This is a genomic window from Desulfobacula phenolica (assembly GCF_900105645.1).
GTDB classification, from domain to species: Bacteria; Desulfobacterota; Desulfobacteria; order Desulfobacterales; family Desulfobacteraceae; genus Desulfobacula; species Desulfobacula toluolica.
Genome location: NZ_FNLL01000006.1, coordinates 32080 through 54265, shown reverse-complemented (window position 1 = coordinate 54265; position 22186 = coordinate 32080). Strand labels below are relative to the sequence as shown.

At 44.9% G+C, this 22186-nt stretch carries 20 protein-coding genes; 19 read left to right on the top strand and 1 reads right to left on the bottom strand.

What is annotated here, in order from left to right:
* The first annotated feature begins 2 nt into the window (after positions 1 to 2).
* The 16 genes from BLT94_RS11110 to BLT94_RS11035 all read left to right on the top strand — a co-directional run bounded on the left by BLT94_RS11110 (position 3) and on the right by BLT94_RS11035 (position 17224).
* Complete coding sequence (locus tag BLT94_RS11110) at positions 3 to 1088, top strand: hypothetical protein (RefSeq protein WP_092233992.1); 1086 nt, start codon at positions 3 to 5, stop codon at positions 1086 to 1088.
* A gap of 58 nt (positions 1089 to 1146) precedes the next feature.
* Positions 1147 to 2073: a major capsid protein gene (locus BLT94_RS11105; RefSeq protein ID WP_092233989.1), complete on the top strand. Its 927-nt coding sequence runs from the start codon at positions 1147 to 1149 to the stop codon at positions 2071 to 2073.
* Positions 2074 to 2121: 48 nt separating this feature from the next.
* Positions 2122 to 2451 carry a DUF2190 family protein gene (locus tag BLT94_RS11100; RefSeq protein WP_092233986.1) on the top strand — a complete coding sequence of 110 codons (330 nt, stop codon included), beginning with the start codon at positions 2122 to 2124 and terminating at the stop codon, positions 2449 to 2451.
* Positions 2452 to 2495: 44 nt separating this feature from the next.
* Complete coding sequence (locus BLT94_RS22010; protein ID WP_175530333.1) at positions 2496 to 2651, top strand: DUF7210 family protein; 156 nt, start codon at positions 2496 to 2498, stop codon at positions 2649 to 2651.
* Between the two features lie 2 nt (positions 2652 to 2653).
* Positions 2654 to 3082 (top strand): gp436 family protein, encoded by a 429-nt coding sequence (locus tag BLT94_RS11095; protein WP_092233983.1) that lies wholly within the window; start codon positions 2654 to 2656, stop codon positions 3080 to 3082.
* Positions 3079 to 3522, top strand: a complete 444-nt coding sequence (locus BLT94_RS11090; protein WP_092233980.1) for a hypothetical protein — start codon at positions 3079 to 3081, stop codon at positions 3520 to 3522. Before BLT94_RS11095 ends, BLT94_RS11090 begins: the two co-directional genes overlap by 4 nt.
* Positions 3519 to 3713 carry a hypothetical protein gene (locus tag BLT94_RS11085; protein WP_092233977.1) on the top strand — a complete coding sequence of 65 codons (195 nt, stop codon included), beginning with the start codon at positions 3519 to 3521 and terminating at the stop codon, positions 3711 to 3713. Before BLT94_RS11090 ends, BLT94_RS11085 begins: the two co-directional genes overlap by 4 nt.
* Positions 3713 to 4990 (top strand): hypothetical protein, encoded by a 1278-nt coding sequence (locus tag BLT94_RS11080; RefSeq protein WP_092233974.1) that lies wholly within the window; start codon positions 3713 to 3715, stop codon positions 4988 to 4990. The genes BLT94_RS11085 and BLT94_RS11080 overlap by 1 nt, the downstream gene beginning before the upstream one ends.
* A 29-nt stretch (positions 4991 to 5019) precedes the next feature.
* Positions 5020 to 5442 (top strand): hypothetical protein, encoded by a 423-nt coding sequence (locus BLT94_RS11075; protein WP_092233971.1) that lies wholly within the window; start codon positions 5020 to 5022, stop codon positions 5440 to 5442.
* A 253-nt stretch (positions 5443 to 5695) separates the two neighbouring features.
* Positions 5696 to 8089, top strand: a complete 2394-nt coding sequence (locus tag BLT94_RS11065) for a phage tail tape measure C-terminal domain-containing protein (protein WP_092233965.1) — start codon at positions 5696 to 5698, stop codon at positions 8087 to 8089.
* Positions 8089 to 8421 (top strand): hypothetical protein, encoded by a 333-nt coding sequence (locus tag BLT94_RS11060; RefSeq protein WP_092233962.1) that lies wholly within the window; start codon positions 8089 to 8091, stop codon positions 8419 to 8421. The genes BLT94_RS11065 and BLT94_RS11060 overlap by 1 nt, the downstream gene beginning before the upstream one ends.
* 1 nt (position 8422) lies before the next feature.
* Entirely contained in the window at positions 8423 to 9043 is a 621-nt protein-coding gene (locus BLT94_RS11055; RefSeq protein WP_092233959.1) for a DUF1833 family protein, read from the top strand.
* On the top strand, positions 9040 to 9435 hold the full coding sequence (locus BLT94_RS11050) for a C40 family peptidase (RefSeq protein WP_092233956.1): 396 nt from the start codon (positions 9040 to 9042) through the stop codon (positions 9433 to 9435). Before BLT94_RS11055 ends, BLT94_RS11050 begins: the two co-directional genes overlap by 4 nt.
* Complete coding sequence (locus BLT94_RS11045) at positions 9416 to 14569, top strand: host specificity factor TipJ family phage tail protein (RefSeq protein WP_092233954.1); 5154 nt, start codon at positions 9416 to 9418, stop codon at positions 14567 to 14569. Before BLT94_RS11050 ends, BLT94_RS11045 begins: the two co-directional genes overlap by 20 nt.
* A 17-nt stretch (positions 14570 to 14586) precedes the next feature.
* A complete protein-coding gene (locus BLT94_RS11040; RefSeq protein WP_092233951.1) occupies positions 14587 to 16386 on the top strand; it encodes a LamG domain-containing protein in 1800 nt (599 codons plus the stop codon).
* A gap of 91 nt (positions 16387 to 16477) precedes the next feature.
* The gene (locus tag BLT94_RS11035; protein WP_092233948.1) at positions 16478 to 17224 is read left to right on the top strand and encodes a DNA adenine methylase; all 747 of its coding nucleotides are present in this window, start codon (positions 16478 to 16480) and stop codon (positions 17222 to 17224) included.
* Between the two features lie 111 nt (positions 17225 to 17335).
* Here the strand turns inward: BLT94_RS11035 and BLT94_RS11030 are convergent, their stop codons facing one another.
* Positions 17336 to 17713: a PH domain-containing protein gene (locus BLT94_RS11030; protein ID WP_041279594.1), complete on the bottom strand. Its 378-nt coding sequence runs from the start codon at positions 17711 to 17713 to the stop codon at positions 17336 to 17338.
* Positions 17714 to 18010: 297 nt separating this feature from the next.
* Here BLT94_RS11030 and pstC point away from each other — a divergent pair, with 297 nt between their 5' ends.
* From pstC to BLT94_RS11015, 3 genes are all read left to right on the top strand, one after another.
* Positions 18011 to 19399 (top strand): phosphate ABC transporter permease subunit PstC, encoded by a 1389-nt coding sequence (gene pstC, locus BLT94_RS11025; RefSeq protein WP_014958559.1) that lies wholly within the window; start codon positions 18011 to 18013, stop codon positions 19397 to 19399.
* 88 nt (positions 19400 to 19487) lie between these two features.
* Positions 19488 to 20783: a phosphate ABC transporter permease PstA gene (gene pstA, locus BLT94_RS11020; RefSeq protein ID WP_014958558.1), complete on the top strand. Its 1296-nt coding sequence runs from the start codon at positions 19488 to 19490 to the stop codon at positions 20781 to 20783.
* Between the two features lie 149 nt (positions 20784 to 20932).
* On the top strand, positions 20933 to 21988 hold the full coding sequence (locus BLT94_RS11015) for a PstS family phosphate ABC transporter substrate-binding protein (RefSeq protein ID WP_014958557.1): 1056 nt from the start codon (positions 20933 to 20935) through the stop codon (positions 21986 to 21988).
* Positions 21989 to 22186: the final 198 nt, after the last annotated feature.

The window sequence follows — 22186 nt, the reverse complement described above, 5'->3', positions numbered from 1 at the left end:
GTATGAAGTTCAAAGGATTTGAGGAGTACATAGAAATTTTTAAGGGCGGCAAACAGACAGACAGCAGCGGCACGCCTCATGATGGAGACAAGTTGATTGAAAAAGCCCTTGCTTCCTTTAATGCAAATGACCATGAACCCCCTGCGGTTATCGGACATCCTAAAGAGAATGCCCCGGCATTTGCATGGGTGGAAGGTCTTAAGGAGGAGGTTGTTAACGGAACTAAAGTCCTTATGGCCAAATTCAAACAAGTGGTTCCGGAGTTTGAAGAAATGGTTAAAAAAGGTCTTTTTAAAAAACGTTCCGCATCCTTTTATCCAGATGGCAGATTACGGCATGTGGGGTTTTTAGGTGCAGCACCGCCGGCTGTTAAAGGACTTGCCGACATCGGGTTTAACGAAGACGACCAGGTCACTTTTGAATTTGAGGAGTCCTGGAAAATCAACAGCATCGGACGTCTGCTGAACAATATAAGAGAATTTATTATTGAAAAGTTCGGCATAGATGAAGCAAACAAGGTGCTTTCTCAATGGGCAATTGAAGATATTAAAGAACCAATAACAGAACCTGATGAATCATTTTCAGACGGTTTAAAACCAGGAGAAAAAAAAGACATGGCAACATTCAGTGAGGAACAAGTCAAAAAAGCGGTTGAGGATGCAAAAAAGGAAGAACGTGACAAGGTGAATTCAGAGTTTGAAGAAAAACGGCGAGAAAAGCAACTCTCGAACGATCTCGAAAGCGTTCAGGCGTTTTGCGACACAATGGTAAAGGAGGGGAAAATTGCCCCTGCATGGATAGATTCCGGCTTAAAACAGTTTATGGAGTCTTTGGCAGGATCTGAGCCCATTGAATTTTCTGAAAACCAGAAACAAACGCCTTTAGAATGGCTGAAAGATTTCTTTGAAAATCAGGTGCCCAAACTTGTTGAATTCAAGGAAATTGCCACAAGAGAAGATCTGCCGAATGTGGAAGCGGAATTTGCAGAATGTGAAGATGAAGACCGGCTTGAGCTTCACAAAAAAATAAAAGCCCTGGCTGCAAAAGAAAACATTTCCTATGCCGAGGCGGCTGACAGAGTGTCATAGATAAACTGGCATACAGATGAAAATTAATTTTAATTAACCATATTTACAGGAGAACATCATGGGACGATTAACAAATTTAAGAGGGGTTGACCCGGTATTAACGACGCTTGCCAGGGGATACTCAAATGCAGAACTGATCGCAGCGGCTCTTTTTCCGGTTGTTCTGGTGCCAAAAGAGGCGGGCCAGTACCCGGAATTTGGGAAGGAAGCATTTAAGCTTTACAACACTGAACGCGCCTTAAGGGGAAAAAGCAACCGGATGGACCCGGAAGCTTTAAACTGGGTTGATTTTACCACTAAAGAAAATGATATCGAATATCCCATTGATTACAGGGAAAAAAACGAAGCTCTGTTCAACACCCAGAAACACGGAACAGTGACGGTACAAAACATTCTTCTTTTGCAGCGGGAGTATCAAGCTGCAGCCCTTGCGCAGAATGTTGCCACGTACGGGGCCAGTAACAAGGTCGTTCTGTCAGGGACCAGCCAGTTTACGGATTACACCAATTCAGATCCTGTTGCTGTCGTTGATGCAGGGAAAGAAGCGATTCGGGCCAAAACAGGAAAATATCCCAACACCATGACCATGGGTGCAGTAACCTTCAAAACGTTAAAAGAGCATCCAAAGCTTATAGAAAAAATTAAATATTCCATGAAAGGTGTGCTCACTGTGGAATTGCTGAAGCAGATCTTCGATATTGAAACTCTTAAAATCGGCAAGGCTGTTTATGCAGATGATGACGGAACGTTCCATGATGTCTGGTCCGATAACATTACCCTGGCTTATGTGCCGAAAAAACAATCCGGCATGGACAGAGACTGGCATGAACCCAGTTTCGGATACACCCTGCGACGGACAGGCTATCCTTTTGTTGACCGGTATGAAGAGGGTAAAAAATTAGAACTCGTCCGCGATACCGATAACTTTGTGGTCAAAGTTGTGGGAGCGGATGCCGGATACCTGATCAGTGATACCAACGGTTAAGCGGTAAGGCGATCGGAATAAACTTAAATTCAAATATGAGGTTATGCCATGAAAACAGCAATACACTCAATGACATTCGGAATCACAGCCGTTTCAGCAATAGCGACACAGCGGTTTGTCGATTATGACGGAAACCCTTGTGCCGCTGGTGAAAAAGCTCTTGCAGCAAGTCATGCCGGTGGGGCTGAGATTGGTGAGGAATGCCCCCTTGCCCTGGGTATCGTCCTGGTTGAAGCCGGTGCTGCCATAGCCAAAGGCGATGATGTTGAATCTGATGCAAACGGCAAGGCAATCACACAATCAGCCGGGGTCGTTAATGGAGCCGCCCTGGATGCTGCCAGTGCAGATGGAGATATTATCAGGGTTAAAAACATCTAACCTGATCAATTAATGAATAACCGTACATGAAAATGGAGGCCGTTATGGCAGATCCCAAAGAGAAAAAAGACATTAAACTGGTGGCTGTAGAGCCAATACTTCATGATGGTGAAAAAATCGCCCCAGGTGAAACATTCATGACCGATAATAAACAAGCTGACCGGCTCCTGAAAAAGAAAAGGGCTGAAAAGGTTAAATAACCATGGCGTATTGCACCCGAGAAGATATTCAGGGCAAAATCAGCGAGGCCGAACTAATACGGCTTACCGATGACTCCGGAACTGGTATTCCTGATTACAGCAAGATTGATACTGCCATTACCGAAGCTGAGGCTGAAATCGACAGTTATTGTGCCAAACGGCACACAGTGCCGTTTCAGCCTCCGGTCCCTTCCATGATTTCCAAAATGTGCAAGGATATCGCTGTTTACAATGTCTGGTCCCTAAGAAACGCAGCGCCTGACGATTGTGAAGACCGATACACCAGGGCGGTTGCGTATCTGAAAAATGTGGCAAAAGGTATTGTCGATCTGGGGGGAGATACTCCTTTGGAAATTGACGATGGCGGACCGTCGTCCAGTAAATCATCAGACGACAGAAGATTCAGCATGGATAATATGGAGGGATTTTGAAAGAGTTATTAGACAAGATTCAAACAGAACTTCAAAGTCGCCTGAATAATATCAGAGACGTGGATATTTTCATCACTCCCCACGCAAATCTTATTCCGGGCGGAACACAATTTCCGGCTATCGGGATTAAAGACGGTACTGTTAAACGGCATGAACTTGCCGGTGGTGAAGAACTGGATAAAAAACAACATGTGAGCCTCATCCCATATGTAAAAATGTATCCGGGAGAACAGAGCATCATGGGCGGGTCTGGTTTCAAAGGCATCCTTGAATTTGTTGAGGATCTGCACGAGATCCTTGATAAAAATCTTTTGGGTATTGAAGGTATGGAGGCGGCATTCTGCGAAAATGAAAAAGAAAGCGAAATGTTTGGAAAGCCGGGAGATGGACTACAGCGTAAAATTATAATCTATAAATATGAAAGAAGGAGTGAACGATGACCTTTAAACTCAAAAAAGGCCAGGAAACGTTCCAGGTTGTTGACGGCCCGGATGCGGGCCGGACATACGAGCGGGGCCAGGAATATGAAACCCTTCCCAAAGGTGAGGAACACCGGTTTGAAAAGGTATCTGTCCCGACAGCGGCGCTGGTTAAAAGCAAAGAGCTGAAAACGACAAAGGAGAAGAAATAATGCGGTCCATCAGAGCAAACCACAATATCATTGCGGTATCCGCCTATGCAAAAGAGACGGCCATCAATACGGCCCAGACACTGGATCTTTCTTTGCTGGCATCGGTGGGGGATATCATTACCCTTGATCCCCGGCGGGAGTCCAATAAGGATGAATTGACCGGCAAAGAAGAGGCGGATACCATATATAATCTGGGGCAGACAGCCAGCCTCTCCCTGAACTTTCCCAAGGCCCAGCCCCAGCATTTTGCCCTGCTCTATGCCTATGCCCTGGGCACTATCGCATCAACGGCAGCCGGAACCGGATACCTGAAAACCATCACTCCCCTGGACGGGGATCTGGAAACCGCCCGGTCCCTGCCTTCTTTTACCGGGGGACAGCGCCTGGGCAAGACCATTGCCAAAGAGCGGTTTAGTTCTCTGTTTGTCAACGGCGTGACTTCCACCTTTGCCCGGGATGACTGGTGCAAGGTTGTCGGGGATATCGTGGCCACGGGCAAATATGACACATCCATTGAAGAGGAAAGCATCACGGCGGCGGAAAATGTTACCACCCTGACCCTTGCGGCCAATGCCGTAGCCGGATCAACGGCCCAGGAACGTTTGGACGCCATCCACCGGATCAGGGTGGAGACCTCCGCAGGGGTATGGGAAGAGGTGGCTTTTTCTGCGGTATCTTCCGCCACCCCGGCCGAGATTACCATCACGGCCCTGGGCGCTGGAACGGATGACAAGACCTATAAAGTGCTGTATGCCCCGGCTGAAACGGCCTGGATGACCTTCCCGGCCCGGGTATCCGAAACGCCCTTGCGGGTATCTGAACTGACCTTCAAGATTGGGGGCAAGTATGACGGGTCTGCATTCCAGGGCGGCCGGGAGCTGGGCGCGGAGATCAATGGAATTGAACACCGGTTGTCCAACAACGGCAATGTAGAGTTTGTTCCGGGCGGAGGCGGGTCTTATGCCTCCCAGTATTTCCGGGATGGCCGGGATCAGACCCTGGCTCTTGACCGTGAATTCAGGGATTACATTATCCGGAATTACATGAACACCGACGAATATTTCGGTGCCTCCATCCTGGCCGAAGGTGCCGAGTTTGACACCGGCCATAAGTACGGGGTTGAAATCATATTTCCCCGGCTGGGCGTGTTAAAGACACCGGTTACGGCCAACGGCAAGCGCCTGGCGGAAAAAGGCGACATGACCGTGCTGGAAGATGACACCTATGGGTCTGTGATCGTGAAGGTCAAGAACCTGGCCCAGTATTATGCAAACTGATTTAAACCTAATAATTCAGGAGAATATGAATGAGAATTACCACAAACAAACCCAATACACTAAGACTGCACGACAATATCTCTGATTCAACCCTGGAATTGTATTTCCGGACTCCGACAGCAAAAGAGCAGGCCAAATACACAAACGGGATGACAAAACGGATCAGAAACAAAATTGTCAATTGCACGGGGGAATGCCGACAAAAACACGGCAGGGATATTCTGGAAGGATGGCGGGAAGGTGATTTCGGGGAAGAAAAAGACGGCAAAGTTGTCGTGATTTCATCAAAGTCCGGATCATCCAATTTCAGGCAGGACTGGAAAGAATGGTTTTGCAAACACAATGCCGACCTGGTTGAACGTCTTGCCATTCATGCATTTGAACAGACTGCTGACACAGACGATAGTGAAGACCTGCCCGGAGAAGAACAGGAAGATAGCGACCCAAACTGATTCTGGAGCATGATCTTGAAGCAATATCAAAGGGGAATATCTGCAGTGAAAAAGACCTGGCAACGTGCAAGGAAGAACATGATGAACCGGAGCTTGAATGGGCTTGTGCAAACTGCCCGAAAATTCAAGAGTGGGAGATTCATCCTTACACCAGAAAGCTTCTGGCGGTCAAGAAATTATCCATTGCAGGGTTCCCCCTTGATTCGGAAATGCTCACTTATAACGAATGGCTGGACCTGGGGAGAGTTAACGAATGTCTAACACCGGCACCATTCAAATAGCGTTAAAAATCAACGATAAGGGAGTTGTTAAGTCCATCCGGCAGGTGGGAACAGAAGCTGAAAAGACGGGCAAAAAAGGCAGCAAAGCCTTTTCTGATATAGACGGCAGCACCCGGAAGATGACTGGCGGGATAAAGGACTCCACTGCAGCCATGTTGAAAATGGGAACAGCTGTTTTTACTTTAGCAGGCACAACGGGACTGGGATTGTTGGTGAATTCATCACTGAATGCCTCAACGGAGCTTGAAAAGAATGCCAAAATAGCAGGGCTTTCCACCACGGCCTATCAAGAGCTTGCCTTTGCCGCAGGGCAGCATTCCATAACCCAGGACGCATTGACGGACGGGATGAAAGAATTAAACCTGCGCACGGATGAGTATGTTCAAACGGGTGCCGGGTCTGCACAGGAAAGTTTTGAACGGCTTGGGTTCAGCCAGGAAGAGCTTAATGAGCGGCTTAAAGATTCACCCGGGCTTTTGAAGGAAATTATTCGCCGCATGGAGGATCTGGATACGGCGGCTCAAATACGGATTGCCGACGAGATTTTCGGCGGTACCGGCGGGGAGCAATTCGTTGCCATGATCGATGCCGGGGCGGATGCGCTGGATGGATTGACAAAAGAGGCTCACGCCCTGGGGGTAGTCATGGATGAGGATTTGATCCGGCAAAGCATTGAAGCCGAAAGACAGATGGATCAGCTGGTGACTGTTGTTTCAATAAATTTCCAGACTGCCGTCGCACAATTGGCTCCGGACATCAAACAATTAACCGCTTTAACTGCCGCATGGGTCAAACAAAACAAGGATCTGATTGCACAAAAAGTTCCGGAGTACCTGGGGAATATCCGGGACTCCGTAAAAAAAATAAAAGATATTTATGATGCCGTCCCGGACGACATCAAAGGACCGGCCGGAATGGGATTAGTAGGAACCGCCTTGCTTGGTGGGGCCGCAGGAAAAACTATTTTTGCGTTAACCGTAATCAATAATTTGTTGGAATATACCGGCAACAGCCTTGATGATCTTTGGGAAAAACAAAAAAAAGGACTGGAAGCAAGGGATAAACTTTTTGAAAGCATAAAAGATGCTCTCGGCTTCAATGATGAGATTGATCCGGCGGCATTAAAACATTTTCAAGATGTGCTGGGCATTACGGGCATGGTAACCAAATCAATTAATGAGACAACAGAAGGTATTGAAAAATATACTGGAGTCGTCACCAAAACTATTAACGAGATGACACAAGGCTTTGATCTGTATAACAAAAAAAGTAACGGCCTTTTAACTGAAATCCCGAAATGGGTAAAAGAGTACGAAGAAGAAGCACGAAAAATAATTGAGTCTTCCTTTGAATATCAGATCCAACTCAAGCAGGACGCTCTTGATCGATACAAGGCTTCTGAGAAAGCAAAATCCGAAATTGTGGCGGTAATGCAGGCGGAAATCAATCAACTCGTGGACGCCGCAACTGATAAGGCGATAGAGTCTATTTCAAAAGAAGAAAGAGCCCGGAAAAACGCCGCCGCCAACATAGCCTCTGCCATGGATTCAATGTATGCGGATATCGGGCTTAAGGGCCGGGAAAATTATGATTATCAGAAAGGACTGCTTGAGGCACAGGCTGAAGAATATGAAAAGATGGGAATTAAGTCTGAACTGGTTGAAAGATGGTTCACAGAAAGACATCGGGAACTGAAAGAACAGCAGATTTTGGACAGTGACGATTTCTTTGCCGGGGTAAAATTGGGTCTTGACGGTTTTCAAGAGGACATGGCGACCTGGGCGGAGGCAGGAGAGACAATGACCCGGGACATGTTCTCCGGCATGACCGACGCCCTGACAGACTTTGTGATGACCGGCAAGGCTGATTTTTCCGACCTGGCGGAATCAATTATCAGTGATCTAATCCGGATTTCCATTCAACAGAATATCACGGCTCCCCTTGCGGCGGGGGCATCCAGTTTATTGGCATCCGGCGTTGGCAGTTTGTTTGGGTTTGCCCAAGGCGGCGTGGTTACTGGGGCCAGCATCAGCCAATACAGCAACCAGGTCATTGATCAGCCCACCCTGGCACCAAACACTCGTATACAGGCATACGCTACCGGCGGGGCATTATTTGGAGAAGCGGGACCGGAAGCCATCATGCCGTTAACCCGGATGCCCTCCGGCAATCTCGGTGTTGAATCATCTGCCGGTGCAGCCCCGAATGTGGAAATCAATATTACAAACAACGGCCAGGCAGTTCAGGCCACCCAGGAGAAACCACCGCAATGGGACGGGGAAAAATGGGTAATCGGCATTGTCCTGGACTATGCGGCAAATAATAAAGGCAACTTCAGAACCAGCTTAAAGGGGATGATTTCATAATGGCGAATTTTCCAGACATAGCGGTTTGTTCCGGGTTTACGGAAGCAGACATCGGCAATCGCCTGATGGAGACATCTTCGGCCGGGTACACCATGATCCGGGGCCGGGGTACTGCTGTTAAAAAAGAGTTTATCCTGGATTGGAAATTGATGACGTCGGCGGACAAAAATACACTGCAGTCGTTTTTCAACACCTATTACGGTCAGTCGTTTATCTTCACTCACCCTGAAACCGGCATTGATTACACGGTGTGTTTCCAGGAAGATAAGTTGAATTTTAAATACAAAGCCAAAAACCGCTGGCTGTTAACTTTAAAATTGAAAGAAATGTAACATGCCCATTGACCTGTCCAGCAACCAGATTATCGAAAAAAATAAGCTGTCATCGGACAACATTGAATTATTGCTGCTTGAGATTACCTATGAATCGGAAGATCCGGTCCGGGTGTGCCTGAATAACGAAACAATCTCCTGGAATTCTTACACCTGGTATCCGGCTTTGTTTTCCATTTCCGGCATCAAAGAGACAAAGGATGCCGAGATCCCGTCCGTGACATTGACCTTTGTTGACATCACCCGGCAGATTATCCCGCACATTGAAACCTATGACGGCGGGGTCGGGTCCCAGGTGGTTATAAGGGTTGTGGATTCAAAATACCTGGAAGAAACCGTTCCAAAAATTTCATTGGCTATGGAAATTATCGGGTGTTCCATCAGCCATTCCGGGCAGGTAACCATAAATCTTGGCGCTGAAAACCTGTTGGACCGGCGCTGTCCCAAGGAGCGGTATCTGAAAAATCATTGCCGGTATAAAGAGTTTGGCGGTTCCCGGTGCGGGTATGTCATCACCGGCAGTGAAACCTGCGACAGGACTTTTGCAGCCTGCAAGGCCCTGGGGAACCAGGCCCGGTTCGGCGGGTTCCCGGGCGTTGGCAGTGTGGGGTTTATGGCATGATTGATTTCAGTGATTTGATCGGCAAGCCTTTTTGTGAGGACGGGTACGGGCCGAACGGGTATTCCTGCTACGGCCTGGCCGTGGAAGTATTCCGGCGGTATGGGATCGACATCCCCAGGACCAATATAGCTGTCTGCGCCTGCAAGCAGGCATCCCAAAAAGAAATAAACAATCATCTTGAAAAATACTGGGAACCCGTATCCAGCCTTGAGACACCCACCGGATTGATTATTCAATCCACCCACCCGGAGTTTGCGGATCACATCGGCGTGTATATTGGAAACCGGCGGTTTATCCATGTCACCCAGAACAGGAACGTAGTGATTGACAGGTTGTCCGACTGGAAAAGTAAAATTATAGGATATTATCGTTATGCCGGTAACACTCACTAAAATACCCAATCCGCTTCAGCCGGAAATCAATAAGAAAGAGATCCTTGATTTCATACCGGGTGGCAGCCTGCATCAATACCTGGCTGATTTGCCGTTGCATGATGACAGAATTGAATTTGTTGTTGCGCTCAATGGAAAAGTTGTTTCCCGGCCGCACCATGAAGTTCACGTTTTTGACGGGGATATTATTTCCGTATGCGCGAAAACAAAAGCAACCGTGGCCGGTGTTGTTGCGGCTGCTGTGGCCGGTATATCAACCAATGCCGGTTTTTTCGGTACGCTTTCCGTTTTGGCAAATGCGGGAGCATACGGTACAGCGCTTGTTTATGGAGCAACGTATATCGGGGCCATGGTCGCCATCGGGTATGGTATGCAAAAACTTGCCTCCGCCCTTGGACCAGATCCGGTATCTTCTTCAGATTCATCATCCACGACTCATTATACCTGGGGGAATCCCCAACAAACCACGGCGGAAGGCGTCAATATCCCGTACCTGTTCGGCACAAACAAGGTTTACGGCCAGATCATAAATCAGTTTGTTACCTTTGACGGAGATAAGGAAACCCTGAACGTCCTCATGGGGATATGCGACCATGAAGTGGATAGTATAACTGATGTAAGGATCAGCGATCAGCCATATATTTATTATAAAGATGTCACTGTTTATACGGACAGAATCGGCGCCCTGACGGATGAACCCATTCCCGGATTTTCGGAAATCGTTGGGCAAAATGATGTGGGCATTAAATTGGTTAAAGACGTCCAGGTCACCCAGCAGACCGACGGTACCGCCGTTGAAAAACTGAACATCATTATCACGGCTCCAAGCGGTCTTTATTACAGCAATGACAGCGGCGGATTTGATTCCAGGTCCGCAACCTTCACGGTTGAATATAAAGCCATTGATGACACGGAATATATTGTGTATTCAACGGAAACCATGTCCGGAGCCACAACGGAAACACAGCGGTCCATTATCACCATTGATGATTTGACGCCCGGTCAATACGAGGTCCGCATCACCAGGACCAACGAAAGTGTTGACAGTTACCGGGGTAATTCGGATATCTATTTTACCTGCCTCCAGGAGATCATCAAATATGAATTGTCATATCCCGGGCTTGCAAAGTATGCGGTGCAGGCACTGGCCACGGACCAGCTGTCGGGATCGGTGCCCACCTTCTCCTGTCTTGCCACCAGGTCGATGCTATATATCTACGATGAGGACAACGAGACGTGGGGATACAAACGGGCAACGGACCCGGCATGGATCTGTTATTATCTTTTGGTTGAATATGCTGGTATTGATAAAGACAGATTGATCTGGGATGACTTCAAGGCCTGGTCGGATTATTGCAGTGAGGCGGTTGATGATGAATACCGGTTCATTGTCAACACCATTATATATGAAGGCAATTTTTGGGAGCAGATACAGAAGGTTGCCAGGATGGGGCATGCCGTCATCATTCGCCGCGGCTCTTATTATGGCGTTTTTGTGGACAAAGAGGATGATATTGAATCCCATTTGTTCACCATGGGCAATATCATTGAAGGCAGCTTTTCCATTCAGTATCTGCCTAAAAAGGACCGGGCCGATGCTATCGAAATCCAGTACACAGACCCTGACCGGGACTACACCACACAGATTGTAACGGTATATTCTGACAGTTATATCAACGGTGATGACGTAGCCCAGAAGACCAGTGTTACAATTGAAGCAGCCATTCCCCAGGCTCAGGCAGTTCGGGAAGGCGTATTCCGGATCAATTCGAACAAATATCTGGTCCGTACCATCACCTTTGACGCGTTTGTGGATTCATTCGGCTGTGTCATCGGGGACGTGTTTTTGTTCCAGCATGAGATTTTGAATTTTGAAAACTCAAACACCAGCGGCAGAATTATAAGTGCCGACAATGACGACGGTGCCGGATCTCCTTATGTCAAGCTTGATCAGGAAGTGGAGATCAAGACCGGTATTGCTTACCGTATACTTGTCCGGCTGGTAAATGCATCAGGCCAGGAAGAGTATATCGAAAAGATTGTCAACAATGCAGCCGGTACAACCGACACGTTGAGCTTGACGTCGGCATGGACAACGGTGCCGGATGATCAGGCGGTTTTTGTCTTCGGCACGGCGGACACCTATAAGAAGCCTTACAGGATTGTTTCCATTGACCGGAAGGATGATTTTACCAGGACAATGACGGGCCTTGAATATATTAGTGAAATTTATACTGAAACAGGCGGCGTAATCGAGGAACCGCCATGGGAAAACCCGAAACAGGAAGCCATACAGGTTTTATTGTATGAATTCCTGGCATATGCCACTGATGGCAGTTACGAATCAAATGTTCAGGTTTCCTGGCACAGTAGTCATTCTAACACCGGAGGTAACTGGGCGATTTGGTATGAGGATGTAACCGCCGGAACATCCCCTAAAAAATTGGCAGATGTTTACGTTAACAACTATACCATTGATACGTCCCTTGTTATCGGCAACACATATCGGGTTTATGTTGTTGTGTCTGGTGAAGGCCCCGTTGATACAGGCAATAACACTGCCGAAATCACTATCCAGGGCAAACTTGCACCGCCGTCGGACGTAACCGGTTTTGTCGGGCAATGGGATGCCCTGCACCGGGCAATTCATTTTTCCTGGTCCCATGTCAACGACATTGATTTGGATTATTATGAAATTCGGCAGGGGCCTGAATGGGTTGTTACCAGTTCATGCGAACTCACATTGAATCTTTGTAATGAATCTCTTGGAATTATCGATGAGGAAGTTTTTGTTCAAGGATGTTATGGCATTGATGATCCCTCCGAAATATCCGGTATCACACCCCAAGAGGGTGATATTTTTATAAAAACCACTTCGTCGATGGAAAACGACCTGAAAGTGGCCAGAACAAGTGACAATACGGTCAGTATTTATATTGATGAGGGTGTGTCAGAATCCCGGACTTATCGAATCAAAGCCTTTGATACTTCCGGGATTGAATCTGAAAACGAAGATGTATGCGTAGTGGCCATTGATACCAGTGACTGCAAACTTGCCGTTCCAGGGGCACTACAAGTGACAAGCTCGTCTACCATTGGTCCGGATGGTACAGACATGATTGTTATGATAGCTACCTGGAACGCGGACGCTGAAATATCCGATGATTTCCACCATTATGAGTTGCAGGTGGAAAATATGGCAACCGGTGCCAAAGCCGAGTACGGCACCACCGACAGGACGTATACCTGGGAAAATGTCCTTGCGAACACGCAATATGCCATAATAGTCAGGGCAGTTGATGTTTCGGGCAATGAAACGGCATGGTCTGCTGTTGTTTTGCACACAACCTGCAAGGATGAAGAGCCTCCGTCGGTACCCACCGGATTGTCGGCACTCGGAACGTGGTCAAGCATCATTTTGCGTTGGGAACATGGTGCGGAAAACGATCTGGATCATTTTGTTATATATAGAAATACAAGTGATGATTCAGCCACGGCAGAGGAGCTTGCAACAGCTGTAAAATCTTATATTTCAACGGTTGCCATGTTCACGGACACCCCTCCGGATTCGGCTACTTATTATTACTGGATCAAAGCCGTGGATACATCCGGCAACGAAAGCGATTTTTCCGATAGTGCCAGTGCCGACGCACCCGGGGTATTGTGGGAAGATATCGACGTCCCGGAACAAGCCATCACAACCACCATGATTGCCGACAATGCCATTGAAACACCGAAATTGGCTGCAAATGCCGTGACTGCCAACGAGATTGCGGCCGGTGCCGTTTTGGCAGAAAGCATTGCTGCCAATGCTATTTTAGCAGCCCACATCAATGCCGGTGAGATCGGAACGGATCACCTGGCTGCCGAATCGGTTGATGCAACCAAAATGGCGGTTGAAGCACTTTCCGCGATCACCGCAAACATGGGAACATTGACAACCGGGTTGATTCAAAATGCCGACGGCAGTATGTCTATCAACTTAAATAACAATTCTTTTAACCTTGGCGACAAATTGACCTGGGACGGCATAGCACTTACCATCAGCGGATGGAATCCATCAACGGATACCACGACCATAGACGGTGGAAAGGTTTGGGCCGGGTCTTGTATCACCATTGGAAATATGGATGGAGTTTCGGATTTTGTTCAGATCTCATCAAATGGGATTATCACCTACAGATATTTCAACGCAACCATAGGGCATCAGCCGGTCAAGAGTTTAAAAAGAATCGAATATGGGTATTGTGAGAGCGGTGTAACCGTTACACTGCCAGGGTACTGGGCTAAGCAGCCGATCATCCATGTCAGCCCGAGAACGATCAAAACATATGTTAATGCTCACAGTGATTATGACCAGCAAATAGAGTGCCCCAATCCGGTTTCTTATGAAGTTTCCACGGGCGTATGGGCCTTTAATGCTGTTGCCCAGTTGATTTTGTCCGACGGCGCAGGCGGGCAAAACATAGGATATTCAGCAACGACAGATACAACAGAACACTCATCAGTTTTTTACGCCACGCCTGCTGAATATTCCATTTCTGAAGCAAGCACGGAATCCGTGAAAGCCTTTGTCTCATTGTCCGGATTTTATGAACAGTATTGGAACCAGTGGACAATACGACATTCGATTTTGGTTATTCTGCAAATTCGATACAAAACGGGAGGGGCTTGGAGCGATTGGACAGGGGACGATACTTACTGGGTTGATGAAAACAAAACAAGCGCTGATATTTCCGTAACAAGCGGAACGGCAATTACGGATGTTCAGGTTAGAGCGGTCTGGTACTGGGATGATGATTATATTGCTTCTGATTATTATGATTATCACTGGCCGGCAGAGCCGCCTGTCTCCAATATATCTTGCACGTTAGAAAGTTATGAATCAACATTGTCTGGATTCACAGAAATTGCAACCGGTACTCTGAACTACATTGCCATAGAACCCAGTGGCGACATTGCCGATGCTGGATTGGTGGGGTCAAAACCACTGGATCTTCTGCTTTGTGATGAAAGTTTAAGTGTCATGGACGAGCCGGTTATTATAGAAGGATATGCCTATACCGACGATCCATCTTACCATACCGGTCTGCTGCCGGTCGAAGGTGATATCTTTATAAAATATACAAATTGAATTAAGGGAAAAACATAATGGCTGATATGCTCGGTACATGGGCAAAACGGAAAAAACTTACGGTTGATTATACAAAGATAGATGAGGATTTAACTCATTTCCCAATCCCTCTTGTTGTTGATGATACTGAAATTTTTGATGACTTGGAATATAGTTTTACCGGGGATGACTTCACCGGAACCGATGGGGATTCTCCAAACTCCGACTTATGGACTGTTAATAACACAGATAATAGTAATTGTGAGATAAATTCAAATAAATTAAATATTCAAATACCAACTATATCTACATCAAAGTATGCATATGTAAAATCTATACCTGTTTTTCCAGGGGATTTTGATGTTCAAGTAGACGTATCAAATATTGTAGCCACTTCAGCGGATGCTGGTTGTGAAATTCTTTTTAAGGTTGATTCTGATAATAAAATGTATGTGAAAGGTTTACTGAACCAATCCCTATCTGACGGTTGGTTTGCATACTCGACCGTTTCTGGAACAGCAGATGATGATCATGATACCCGCTCTAATTCATATGGGCGTTTAAGAGTGGTAAGAGCTGGTAGTACTATCAATCTGTACTACGACGATGGAAGTACTGGATCTTGGACACTATTGCATACAAGAACAGGGTTTTCAACAGATACAGGATACATAGATTTAGCTGTTTGGACTGATGAAGAGACTGTATCAGCGAATTTTGATAATTTTACAATCAACTCCGGCACGGTAGTCTGGCCAGGTAACACCCATCCCAACAGAAAAAAAATAGCCATTACCAAATCTGATGGCACAACCCAGATATACGGTGAGATTGAGCATTGGGATTCAACTAATAAAAAAGCTGTCATCCATGTTTCAAAATCCGACCTGGAATTATCAAGCACTGAAGATTCTTTTCTGTATTTTTATTATGATCCAAATCAGGAGGATAATACGGCATATATAGGGGATACTACGGAGACACCAGCACAAGCGGTCTGGGACAGTGTGGCTAAAGTTCGACTTGGAATGGCCCAGGACCCATCAGGTGGAACCAGCTGTATATTAGATTCTACTTCAAACGCAAATCACGGAACACCATATGGCGACATGGATTTTAATAATCTTGTAGACGGTTTAATTGGAAAAGCTTTAAGTTCTGATGGGATAGATGACTATATCGATCTTGGAAATATTTTAGATTTCGGAACCGATGATGATTTTACTATAGAAATGTTCTTTAAAACATCGCTTGCTGACTCTCTCATACAAAAAAAAGCAACGCATACAGGAACTTCGGAACCTGGTTATGCTTTGTATCTCAGGGATTCGGCCCCATATTTACAGGCTATTTTTAGTGATGGAACGACCAGGTTGGAAGCTTTTGATAGTTTTTCAACAAATTTAATTGACAATGCATGGCATTATATAGCTGTTACGATGGATGGTGGACTTGGAAAAGTTCAAGGGTATGCTGATGGAATTTTTTTAGATGACGGCACTGCATCGGGCCTTGGGACGTTATTAAATTCACAATCTCTTGAAATAGGGCGAAATTATAACAACGATTCTCCAACAAACTATTTTAACAACTTAATAGCAAGTACAAAAATATCAAATACAATTCGTTCTGCAGCCTGGATAAAGGCCAGTAATTATGCCCTGCGGAACGAATTAATAACATGGGGAGCTACAGAAACAGCAACATACGAAAACAAAATCCTTATCAATTCTGAGCAAAAAGTCTTTGAAGACTGCTGGAAATATATCAGCGGGCAGTGGGTCCCTGTGACAAGTATTTCTAAGAATGGGGATACCTGGGAGTTTTTAACCGATTAACTTTTTTAAGGACTATGAGTCCCTTTGCACAAGTCTTTGAAGCAGGGGGAGATACCAAGTTGAGCGAATTTACACAAGGAGAATCCTGATTATGAAAAGTCCTCTGGCTTATATCGGTGGCAAATCAAAACTGGCAAAACAGATAATATCTATGATCCCCGAACATAAAACATACTGTGAAGTTTTCTCAGGAGCCGCCTGGGTTTTCTTCAAAAAACCATCTTCAAAAGTGGAGGTCATCAATGATCTGATAACCTTTTACCGGGTTGTCCAGAATCATTTGGAAGAATTTTTAAAACAGTTCAAATGGCTCCTGACTTCCCGGGAATGGTTCCAGGATTGGAAAGATCAATTGGAAGTACGAGGGTTAACAGATATTCAAAAAGCTGCCCGGTATTATTATGTCCAGCGTCTTGCCTTTGGCGGGAAAGTCAAAGGTCGGACATACGGTGTCCAGATTGACAGGACCGTTCCCAGGATAAACCTGCTCAGACTTGAAGAGGAAATGTCAATGGTTCACCTTCGCCTGGCACACGTCCGGATTGAAAACCTGAAATGGCAGGAACTGATCAAACGGTATGACCGGCCGGACACATTTTTCTATTGTGACCCTCCCTACCATGGCCACCCCGATTATAAGCACAATATGATCCTGGATGATTACATTAAAATGGCTGACATTCTATCCCGTATCAAGGGTAAGTTTATTCTCAGCATCAATGATAATTCAGATATGAGAAGCGTTTTTAAAAATTTTAAAATCCAGCCGATATCATTATTATATAGCGTCGGTAAAAAACCAACCAAGGCAAAAGAATTGATAATTAAAAACCTTTGACAGCATTAAAGGAAAATTTTAAATTTCTGATATTCTTTGGAAGACTTTCTGATATTATGAGCGAAATTACAACGGCTTTATTTTGCAGAGTCCTTTTTGCAATCCCTGATATTAATTGAACATAAAATTGGCCATTGCTTTTTGAATTCCAACAACATCCGTACCCTTTTTCAATGTTTTTATAATGGGATCTTTTGAGCTTGATATCCAAATTTTTAATTCTGCATCCATATCAAAATGCCCGGCTGTCTCTACTGCAAAATGTGATATCGATTTATAAGGGATAGTGTGATAATCGACCTTTTTCCCTGTAAGCCCCTGTTTATCAATAAGCAATAATCTTTTGTTTGTGAAAACGTACATATCTCTCAGTACTTTATAGGCCATTTCTATAGATTCCCCATCAGCCAATATCGGGTTTAGTTCTTTTTGTAGATCCTCCACTTTAACTTCGGTTGCATTGCCTAATAAACCGTTTAAAATACCCATTTCAAGTCCCTTCAAATATTTGATTTATCATTTGCGTTTAATTTAAGATAACAGTAAAAATAATGTTCACAAATGTTCACATACGATAAAAAAGAAATTATTTCAATCCGGAAGCATAGAGAATGCCTCTCTACAATTATTAGCTGCCGTAAATGATCATCCGGCCCGGCCCAGGATTCTATTATGCTTTTTTATTTTTTCTAATCATCTTCTAACCGTTTATTAAAAATCAACTAATAAATTTAAGTTATCTTTGCAGAGTAAGTTTTGATTTTAAACAAATTAAAAGAGGTTGTTTTGACACCGTTACATTTGCTGATAACATTATTGCTGCTTTCAATGATAGGCTATTATCTGGGTAAAAAACGCTCTTTTTTCGTTGTGAAAGAAAGCGGCGGGCCAAAATTTTTGCATTCCAGGCCGGGATATTATGGCGCTTTAACAGCGCTTTGGTGTGGTATTCCGGCTGTGCTGGTTTTTTCATTCTGGCTGGCATTTGAACCGACTTTAATCGCACAAATGGTTCTGTCTCATTTGCCTGTTGAAATAAAATCGCTTCCCAAAGACCAATTAACTTTGACCATGAACGATATCAAAAACCTGGTAAACGGGAATATTGTTTCAATAGAAGTCAATCCCGCCATTCAAAAGGCTTCGGAACATTATCAGCATCTGCAATTTGTCAGTCATGCTGCACTCACCGTTATTGCCATTGTTATTGCCATTGCAGGGCTTGTATACGTTCAAAAATTAATTACCCCTGAGTTAAGAGCCAGAAATCATGTGGAAAAGGTTCTTAAATGGGTTTTGATCGCCTGCTCAACCATTGCGATTTTTACCACCATTGGTATTGTTTTGTCTGTTCTTTATGAGGCCATCCGGTTTTTTAAAATAATTCCCATTACGCAATTTTTGTTTGGACTGGAATGGAGTCCCCAGATGGCGATCCGTTCGGATCAGGTGGGATCATCCGGTGCTTTTGGTGCCATACCGGTTTTTGCAGGCACGCTTTTAATTTCGGCTATTGCCATGTTTGTTGCCGTACCTGTAGGGCTTATGTCTGCGATTTATCTGTCGGAATATGCAAATAAAAAATTCAGGGCAGTGGCAAAGCCTTTATTGGAAATACTGGCAGGTATACCCACTGTTGTATATGGTTTTTTCGCCGCTCTGGTGGTGGCGCCCGCCATTCGAAATGCCGGTGCTGCTGCAGGGCTTGATGTATCAAGTGAAAGTGCCTTGGCAGCAGGCCTTGTCATGGGGGTTATGATCATTCCCTTTGTTTCATCACTTTCAGATGACGTGATCAATGCTGTTCCACAGTCATTGAGGGACGGTGCATACGGGCTTGGTTCCACACAGTCGGAAACCATCCGGCAGGTTATTTTGCCTGCAGCCCTTCCAGGAATTGTCGGCGGTGTTCTTCTGGCTGTTTCCAGAGCCATTGGCGAGACCATGATTGTTGTGATGGCAGCGGGTTTGTCCGCCAATTTAACGATGAATCCATTGAAAACCGTTACAACGGTTACTGTGCAAATTGTAACGCTTCTGGTTGGTGATCAGGAATTTGACAGCCCTAAAACTCTTGCTGCATTTGCTTTGGGCTTGATGCTGTTTGTAACAACTCTGATTTTAAATGTCATTGCATTGATTGTGGTTCGAAAATACAGGGAGCAGTATGAATAAAAAAAACAGACCCAAAGAGTCCAGATCCAAAGTGTCAACTGGATACAATGATTCAAATGATTCAAGTGTGTCCAATGATTCAATTGGATTGGTACGGTCAAATAAGTCAGCACAGTCAGGTGAGTCAGTACGGTCGATTGATATTGTCCAGAAGGGCCTGAGCAAACGATATAACAAAGAAAAGCGTTTTAAACTGTATGGTCTGTCGGCCATTGTTCTGAGTTTGATCTGTCTTGCATTGCTTTTTGTCAGTATCTTTGCCAATGGGTATACGGCGTTTCAACAGACTTTTATTGAGATAGAAGTCTTTATTGATCCGGAATATATTGATAACAATAATTTGGCGGCATCAGATTTCCATGGGATGGTCAAGGCATCCCTTAGAAGCGCTTTTCCTGAAGTGACATCCCGGCAAGACAAGAAAAAACTTTATGGTCTGGTCAGCTCAGGCGCATCATATGATTTGCAGGATCTTGTCAAAGAAAATCCTGATATAATCGGCAAAACCTTGCGTGTATGGGTTCCGGCGGATGATGATGTGGATATGTTTTTTAAGGGGCATATTAAAAGGGATGGGCCGGAGGTTGATCGTCGTTTGAAAGATAATCAGATATCCTGGATTGATGCATTTGAACAACAAGGCAGGATAAGAAAGCAGTTTAATACGACATTTTTCACGGCAGGAGACTCAAGAGAACCTGAACTGGCAGGTATTTGCGGGGCTGCAACAGGATCTTTTTTTACCCTTTTGATCACCTTGGTGCTGTCTTTTCCCATTGGTGTTGCATCTGCTGTTTACTTGGAAGAGTTTGCACCTACAAACCGCTGGACAGACCTGATTGAAGTGAATATCAACAATCTTGCCGCCGTACCTTCCATTGTTTTCGGATTGCTGGGACTGGCGGTTTTTCTTAATTTCTTTGGTTTGCCACGGTCTGCACCCCTGGTGGGCGGGTTTGTTCTGACCTTGATGACTTTGCCAACAATTATTATTGCCGGCAGGGCATCTTTGAAATCCGTACCTCCATCCATACGAGAAGCAGCTTTGGGTGTGGGCGCTTCAAAAACTCAGATGATAACACATCATGTTTTGCCACTGGCATTGCCGGGCATGCTGACCGGAACCATCATCGGCATGGCTCAGGCCCTTGGTGAAACCGCACCGCTTCTCATGATCGGCATGGTTGCATTTATTGTGGATATTCCGGGGGGAGTTACAGATCCTTCAACTGTTTTACCGGTACAGATCTTTTTATGGGCTGACAGTCCGGAAAGAGCATTTTTAGAAAGAACTTCTGCTGCAATCATGGTTTTGCTGTTGTTTTTGATTACCATGAATTCATTGGCAGTTGTTTTGAGAAAGAAATTTGAAAGACGATGGTAAACTTGATTTTAAGTTTAAATAACTGCCATGGGCAGACCCTGATATTTCATCTTGGTTTGCCCACAACAAAGATTGAAAGTCTCTGTATTAATTTTCAAGACTTTTATAAAAAAACAACCAGAACATTTAAGAACAGTTAGGAGATGAAAATGAAAAAAACGTTATTCACCGCTCTATCCCTCTTGTTTGTTATTAGTATCAGTAATGTGTGGGCCGGTTCTTCAAGAGATTATATTTCGATTGTCGGCTCTTCAACGGTTTATCCGTTTGCAACTGTTGTTGCTGAAAAATTTGGCAAATCCACCAAGTACAAGACACCTAAAATTGAATCCACAGGTTCAGGCGGCGGACACAAATTGTTTGGAGCAGGTGTCGGCGTTCAGCACCCGGATATTACCAATTCGTCCAGAAGAATTAAAAAATCTGAATTTGAAAAAGCCAGTAAAAATGGTGTTGCTGCTATTATTGAGGTCAAGATCGGTTATGACGGCATCGTGGTTGCCAATTCTAAAAAAGCAGGTGCATTAAAATTAACCCGTAAAGATCTTTTTCTTGCCCTTGCAGAGCAAGTTCCCAATCCTGACGGAAGTGACACATTGATTGCTAATCCATACAAAACCTGGAATGATGTTAACTCTTCTCTTCCCAATACAAAAATTGAAGTTTTAGGACCGCCTCCAACATCCGGAACAAGGGATGCATTTGTTGAGCTTGCCATGGAAGGCGGAGCAAAAAAGTTTGGTTTTATCAAGGCAATGAAAAAGACGGACAAGAAGAAATATAAATCTGTCTGTCATACTGTTCGTGAAGACGGTGCATATATTGAAGCCGGTGAAAACGATAACCTGATCGTTCAAAAACTTGACTCTAATCCCAATGCTTTGGGGATTTTTGGTTTCAGTTTTCTTGACCAGAATACAGACAAGATTCAAGGGTCTTTTATTGACGGTGTTCAACCGACATTTAATGCCATTGCAGACGGGTCTTATCCTGTGTCGCGTCCGTTATTCTTTTATGTAAAAAAAGCCCATGTGGATAAAATTCCTGGAATCAGTGAATATCTCAAGGAATTTACAAGTGAAAAAGCCTGGGGTGATGAAGGGTATTTGACAGACAAAGGACTGATTCCCATGCCTGAAGCTGAAAGAAAAAAATATTCAAATGCGGTTGCAAATTTAACACCGTTGTCAATAGACGATTTATAGTCTGTGAATATAAAAAATACCGGATGCTTGAAATATGCGTCCGGTATTTAAACCTTTGAACATGTTACAAAATAAAGAGAATAAGGCTTAATGGAAACACAGATTGCACAGATTGAGATTGAACAGATTGAGATTGCACAGACTGAACAGACTGAACAAAACAAACAGATCATGGTCACACAGATTATTTCAGATGAT